The following is a 6,000-nucleotide window of genomic DNA, read 5'->3' as shown; positions in this document are numbered from 1 at the left end:
CGCGGCCAGCCGTGGCCGGTGCCGTTCGATGCGGATGTCGTGCTGAGCTGCAGTGGCAGGCCGACGGTGGTGCTCGCCTCCGGCGATCCGTTCTGGCATGGCGCCGGCGCGAGTCTCGCCGAGAAGCTCGACGGCGGGGAATGGATCGCGCATTCCGCACCGTCGACATTCTCGCTTGCGGCCGCGCGGCTGGGCTGGCGCCTCGAGTCGGTTGTGTGCCTCGGCCTTCATGCGGCGCCATTCGAGCGTCTCGTGCCGCATCTGGCGCAAGATGCACGCATCATATGCCTGGTGCGCGACGCAACGGCGGTCGGCGATCTCACGAAGTGGCTGACGCAACGTGGATGGGGCGCCTCACTCGTGTGGACTCTCGCTGCGCTTGGCGGCCCACGCGAAATGATCGACCAGCATCGCGCCGATCTCTTTGCTGGGGATATTGCCGGCAATCTGGTTGCGGTGGCGGTGCAGGCGCGGGGAGGCAAAGGCGTTCCCCGCAGTTCGGGATTATCGGACGATCTCTTCGTCCATGACGGCCAGATCACCAAGCGGCCGGTGCGCGCGCTCGCCCTCTCGGCGCTGGCGCCGCGGCCCGGCGAACGGCTGTGGGACGTCGGCGCCGGTTCGGGTTCGATCTCGGTGGAGTGGGCGCTGTGTGGTGGGACGGCCACCGCCATCGAGCTGCGTGAAGATCGCGCCGCGAACATTCGCAGCAATGCAGCGGCGTTCGGACTGGCGCATCGGATCCACGTCGTTGCAGGCAAGGCGCCCGAAGCCCTCGCTGCGCAGGACCCGCCGGATGCTGTCTTCATCGGCGGCGGCTTTGATAGCACAATGTTCGCTGTGATCTGGTCCCGACTTGCGCCGGGCGCTCGGCTGGTTGCACATTCGGTCACGCTGGAAACGGAAGCGCTGCTCGGCGAATTGCACCAGCGTCACGGCGGCGAGTTGATGCGGGTGGAGATGGCCCATGCCGCCCCGCTCGGCCGTTACCGGTCGTGGGAAGCGACGCGGCCCGTGGTGCAATGGAGTGCGATCCGATGAAGGTCGCGGGATTCGGATTCAAGAAGGATGTCTCGCTGGCTTCGCTGCGCGAGGCACTGCTGGCGGCCGGCGGTCCGGAAGGCCTCGCGGCGGTGGCGACAGTCAGCGACAAGGCCGACGCGGAGGTGCTGAAGCAGCTCGCACGCGAATGTGGTGTGCCGATCAAGGCCCTTCCGGCCGATGTGCTGTCTGGCATCGATACGCCGACGCAGTCGAAGCTCGTCGTGGAAAAGTTCGGCACCGGATCGGTAGCCGAAGCTGCGGCGCTTGCTGCCGCCGGTCCTCGCGCGCGGCTGATTGCGACGCGTGTAGTCTCGCAGGATCGCTCGGCCACCGCCGCAATCGCGGAAGGAGACGGCGCATGACGGTGCATTTCATCGGCGCTGGGCCTGGCGCTGCCGATTTATTGACGCTGCGCGGCCGCGATCTGATCGCTGCCTCTCCGGTCTGCCTCTATGCCGGCTCGCTGGTGCCGGAGGGCGTGCTGGCGCATTGCCCGCCCGGTGCGCGCATCGTGAATACCGCGCCGCTGTCGCTCGACGGGATCATCGCGGAGATCGCCGCCGCGCATGCGGCAGGCAAGGATGTGGCACGGCTGCATTCCGGCGACCTCTCGATCTGGTCGGCGATGGGCGAGCAGATCCGCCGTTTGCGCGCGCTCGGCATTCCCTTTTCGGTGACGCCGGGCGTGCCGTCGTTCTCAGCTGCTGCCGCGGCGCTGGAGGCTGAATTCACGCTGCCCGGTCTTGCCCAGACGGTCGTGCTGACGCGCACGCCGGGGCGGGCCAGCGCAATGCCCGAAGGTGAGAAGCTTGCCGCATTCGCCGCAACCGGCGCGGTGCTCGCGGTCCATCTGTCGATTCACCTGCTCGACAAGGTCGTCGCCGAGCTCACGCCGCATTATGGCGCGGACTGCCCCGTCGCAATTGTCTGGCGCGCGAGCTGGCCGGACCAGCGCACCGTTCGTGCCACGCTCGGCTCGCTCGATGCGGCCGTCGGTACGGAGATGGAGCGCACCGCTCTGATCCTGGTCGGCCGGACACTGGGCTCGGCGGATTTTGACGAGAGCCGCCTCTACGCCGCCGACTACGATCGTCGCTATCGGCCCGTGGGCGCCGAGCCGCGTTTTCCGGAGGCATCGTGATGCCCGCAGGGCTCGTGATCTCCGCGCCGGCCTCCGGTGTTGGCAAGACGACGCTGACGCTGGCGCTTGCCCGCGCCTGGCGCCATCGCGGATTGAACGTGCAGTGCTTCAAGAGCGGCCCCGACTACATCGATCCCGCCTTTCACGCTGCCGCCACGGGACGCGCCTCCGTCAATGTCGACAGCTGGGCGATGGACCGCGCAGGCATCGCGCATCTCGTCAGCCGCGGTGCCGACGCCGATGTCGTGCTCGCCGAGGGCTCGATGGGCCTGTTCGACGGTGTTGCCGCACGCGGTGTCTCCGGCACCGGTGCCACCGCTGATATCGCGGAGTTGCTCGGCTGGCCGGTGGTTCTGGTGATCGATCCCTCTGGCCAGGCGCAGACTGCGGCGGCGATCGCCGCAGGCCTTCGCGATTATCGCGCCGGCTTGCGCCTTGCGGGCGTCGTGCTCAACCGTGTCGCCAGCCCGCGTCATGAAGATCTCGTGCGGCGTGCGCTCAACGATGCAGGAATCGCCGTGTTCGGCGCGCTGCCGCGTCATGCCGAGATCAGCCTGCCGAAGCGGCATCTCGGCCTGGTGCAGGCCGAGGAGCAGGCGGAGATCGGCAAGCTGATCGACGAGGCCGCGCGCTTTATTGCCGAGCACGTCGATCTCGATGTGGTGTTGCAATCGGCAGCCAAATGGTCGCCGCAACCTGCGGCGAACGGTCTGAATGTGACGCCGCCCGGCCAGCGCATCGCGCTGGCCCGCGATCCGGCATTCTCCTTCGTCTATCCGCATATGCTGGAAGCCTGGCGCGCGGCGGGCGCCGAGATCTCGACATTCTCTCCGCTCGCCGATGAAGCGCCTGACGCGAGCGCCGACGTCTGCTGGCTTCCCGGCGGCTATCCCGAGCTGCACGCCGGCAAGATCGCGGCCAATGCGCACTTTCGCAGCGGCCTGCGCGCGTTCGCCGAGACACGGCCGGTGCATGGCGAGTGCGGAGGCTATATCGTGCTGGGAGCTGCTTTGACCGATGCCGACGGCGTCCGCCATGAGATGGCCGGCCTGCTTGGCCTCGAGGCGAGCTTTGCCAAACGGCGGATGCATCTTGGTTATCGTCTCGCCACGCTCGCATCGCCGATGCCGGGACATCAGGCCGGTGCACGCCTGCGCGGCCACGAGTTCCACTATTCGACGATCGTCGCGCAGCCTGATGCGCCGCTGGCGGTCGTGCACGATGCGACGGGCGCCGTCATCGCCGAGACCGGCTCGCAGCGCGGCCGCGCCACCGGCACATTCTTCCATCTGATCGCGGAGGATCGGTGAGCGGTTTTGTCTCCTTCATTTCCGCCGGTCCTGGCGATCCCGAGCTGCTCACGGTGAGGGGGGCCGCGCGGCTGCGCGAGGCCGACGTCGTGCTCTATGACGACCTCGCCTCCGGCGCGATCCTCGAGCTCGCCCGGCCCGGCGCCAATCTCGTCGCGGTGGGGAAGCGGGCAGGGCGGCCCTCGACCAAGCAGCACCATGTCAATCGTCTCCTGGTCGACTATGCCGCGACAGGCGCGCGCGTGGTGCGGCTGAAGTCTGGCGATGCCGGCATTTTCGGCCGGCTCGAGGAGGAGCTGGAGACGCTGCGCGAGGCCGGCATCGGCTACGAGATCGTTCCCGGCGTCACATCCGCCTGCGTCGCCGCCGCCCAGGCCGGCATTCCCCTGACCCGTCGGCATACCTCCCGCCGGGTGCAGTTCATCACCGGGGCCGACGTCAGCGGCGAGCTGCCGCAGAACCTGAATTGGGCGGCGCTGGCGGACCCTGAGGCGACGACCGTGGTCTATATGGGCCGGCGCACCTTTCCGGCGCTTGCCGCAAGATTGATCGCGCACGGCCTCGCCCCGACCACCCCGGCGCTGTTCGCCGAATCCCTCGGGCGGTCTGACGAACGGCTGGTCCGCACCACCATTGCCGAGCTCGCCGAGCAGCTTGCGCGCGGCGGCGCCGCGTCCACGGCGGCCGTGATTCTGTTCGGGGCGCTGGCGGGGGATTATCCGTCATGACGGCCGCGGCTGCCCTTCGCCTCTTGACGCCGGCTCCGCGAAAGGGGCACACAGGAGAGGCATGGTGCTCGACGCGGCGCAAAGCGCCGGAGCATAATCGGGAATGGGGGTGGGCGGACCCAGTTGCGGCGCCCAAAACCCCAGCCGCCCCCGCGACTGTAAGCGGTGAGGGGCTCCTATCAGCCACTGGGCCGAAAGGTTCGGGAAGGCCGGAGAACCCCAGTGAACCGCGAGCCAGGAGACCGGCCCTGCACGTTTTGAGGCCAAGGCCGTCGGGTGTGACGGCAGGAAGGAATTGAGCCATGCATATCGAACCCGGAGTAGTGACGGGCGCCAAGCTCGTGTTGAGTTACGCAACCGGCATCGCCGCAGGCGGCGTTGCGCTGAAGCTGGCGGCCGAAACCGTCCGCGAGCAGGGCGTCGGCTCGTTCGCGGCGCGCACGCTGGCCACCACGGGCCTCGTCTTCACCTTCTTCCAGGTCCTGCCGCACTTCCCGGTCGGCGTCTCCGAAGTGCACTTCATCCTCGGCTCGACCTTGTTCCTGCTGTTTGGTGCTGCGCCCGCGGCCTTCGGCCTCGCACTCGGCCTCCTGCTCCAGGGCATCTTCTTCGTGCCGACCGACTTGCCGCAATACGGCATGAACGTCACGACGCTGCTGGTGCCGCTGTTCGCGATCCAGGCGATCGCGAGGCGGATCATTTCGCGCAACACCGCCTATGTCGATTTGAAGTACCGTCAGGCGCTGGCGCTCTCGACGACCTATCAGGCCGGCGTGGTCGCCTGGGTGGCGTTCTGGGCGCTCTATGGCTCCGGCTTTGCCGCGAGCAACCTCGCCAACATCGCGACCTTCGCGGCCTCCTACGCGCTGGTCATCGTGATCGAGCCGCTCGCCGATCTCGCTGTGCTGGCCTTGGCGAAGTCGCTGCGTGGTGTCACCGCGCCCGGCCTCGTCACCCCGCGTCTGCACAACGCGGCCTGAGAGACAAGCGAATGGGCGGCCGCTGCGGCCGCCCTTCGCGCTCGCGATGCTCACGCTCTCCCTGATAGGCATCGGTTGCGGCGATCCCGAGCAGCTCACGCGCGCCGCGATCCGCGCCATCAACACAGCCGATCTTGTCCTGATCCCGCGCAAGGGCGCCGCGAAGTCCGATCTCGCAGATCTCCGGCGAACGATCTGCGCGGACGTGCTCACCAGCGACGAGACGGCCATCGCCGAATTCGATCTTCCCGTGCGCGATGCCGGCGAAGCTGATTACCGCCAGGGCGTAGACGCTTGGCACGATGCGGTTGCCGCGACCTGGTCGCAGACGATCGCGAGGCATCTCGAAGGTGAAGGCAAGGTTGCGCTGCTGATCTGGGGCGATCCCTCGCTCTACGATTCCTCGCTGCGCATTGCGCGGCGGCTCGATCCCTTGCCGAAGATCGAAGTGGTGCCCGGCATCACTTCGATCCAGGCGCTATGCGCGGCGCATGCACTGCCGCTCAACGACGTCGGCGAGCCGTTCCTGGTCACGACGGGGCGGCGCTTGCGCGAACGCGGCTGGCCGCAGGGAGTCGATACCGTCGTGGTGATGCTCGACGGCGGCACGGCATTTCAGTCGCTCGATCCGACCGGGCTCCACATCTGGTGGGGTGCCTATCTCGGCATGCCCGATCAGATCCTGATGTCCGGTCGGCTCGCGGACATGGGCTCGCGCATCGTCACCGCACGGCAGGAGGCGCGCGAGCGGCACGGCTGGATCATGGACAGCTATATTCTCAAGCGCAGGGGATAGG

At 68.0% G+C, this 6,000-nt stretch carries 7 protein-coding genes and 1 riboswitch; all 7 genes read left to right on the top strand.

Annotated features, from left to right (window positions below):
* On the top strand, positions 1-1,041 hold a 1,041-nt coding region (gene cbiT / locus IC50_RS00850; RefSeq protein WP_050990847.1), incomplete at its 5' end, for a precorrin-6Y C5,15-methyltransferase (decarboxylating) subunit CbiT.
* On the top strand, positions 1,038-1,406 hold the full coding sequence (locus IC50_RS00845; RefSeq protein ID WP_035699376.1) for a cobalamin biosynthesis protein: 369 nt from the start codon (positions 1,038-1,040) through the stop codon (positions 1,404-1,406). The genes cbiT and IC50_RS00845, both read left to right, overlap by 4 nt.
* On the top strand, positions 1,403-2,185 hold the full coding sequence (cobM, locus tag IC50_RS00840; protein ID WP_035699374.1) for a precorrin-4 C(11)-methyltransferase: 783 nt from the start codon (positions 1,403-1,405) through the stop codon (positions 2,183-2,185). The genes IC50_RS00845 and cobM overlap by 4 nt, the downstream gene beginning before the upstream one ends.
* Entirely contained in the window at positions 2,185-3,495 is a 1,311-nt protein-coding gene (locus IC50_RS00835) for a cobyrinate a,c-diamide synthase (RefSeq protein ID WP_035699372.1), read from the top strand. The genes cobM and IC50_RS00835 overlap by 1 nt, the downstream gene beginning before the upstream one ends.
* Complete coding sequence (gene cobA, locus IC50_RS00830) at positions 3,492-4,223, top strand: uroporphyrinogen-III C-methyltransferase (protein ID WP_035699371.1); 732 nt, start codon at positions 3,492-3,494, stop codon at positions 4,221-4,223. Before IC50_RS00835 ends, cobA begins: the two co-directional genes overlap by 4 nt.
* Positions 4,224-4,268: 45 nt before the next feature.
* A riboswitch (cobalamin riboswitch) is annotated at positions 4,269-4,488 on the top strand.
* 37 nt (positions 4,489-4,525) lie between these two features.
* On the top strand, positions 4,526-5,203 hold the full coding sequence (locus tag IC50_RS00825) for an energy-coupling factor ABC transporter permease (RefSeq protein WP_035699369.1): 678 nt from the start codon (positions 4,526-4,528) through the stop codon (positions 5,201-5,203).
* 46 nt (positions 5,204-5,249) lie between these two features.
* Entirely contained in the window at positions 5,250-5,999 is a 750-nt protein-coding gene (gene cobF / locus IC50_RS00820) for a precorrin-6A synthase (deacetylating) (protein ID WP_035699368.1), read from the top strand.
* Position 6,000: the final 1 nt, after the last annotated feature.

The sequence above is a fragment of the Bradyrhizobium genomosp. I (2014) genome, from assembly GCF_000261685.1.
In the GTDB taxonomy this organism is placed as follows: domain Bacteria; phylum Pseudomonadota; class Alphaproteobacteria; order Rhizobiales; family Xanthobacteraceae; genus Bradyrhizobium.
This window is presented reverse-complemented; position numbering and strand designations above follow the sequence as displayed.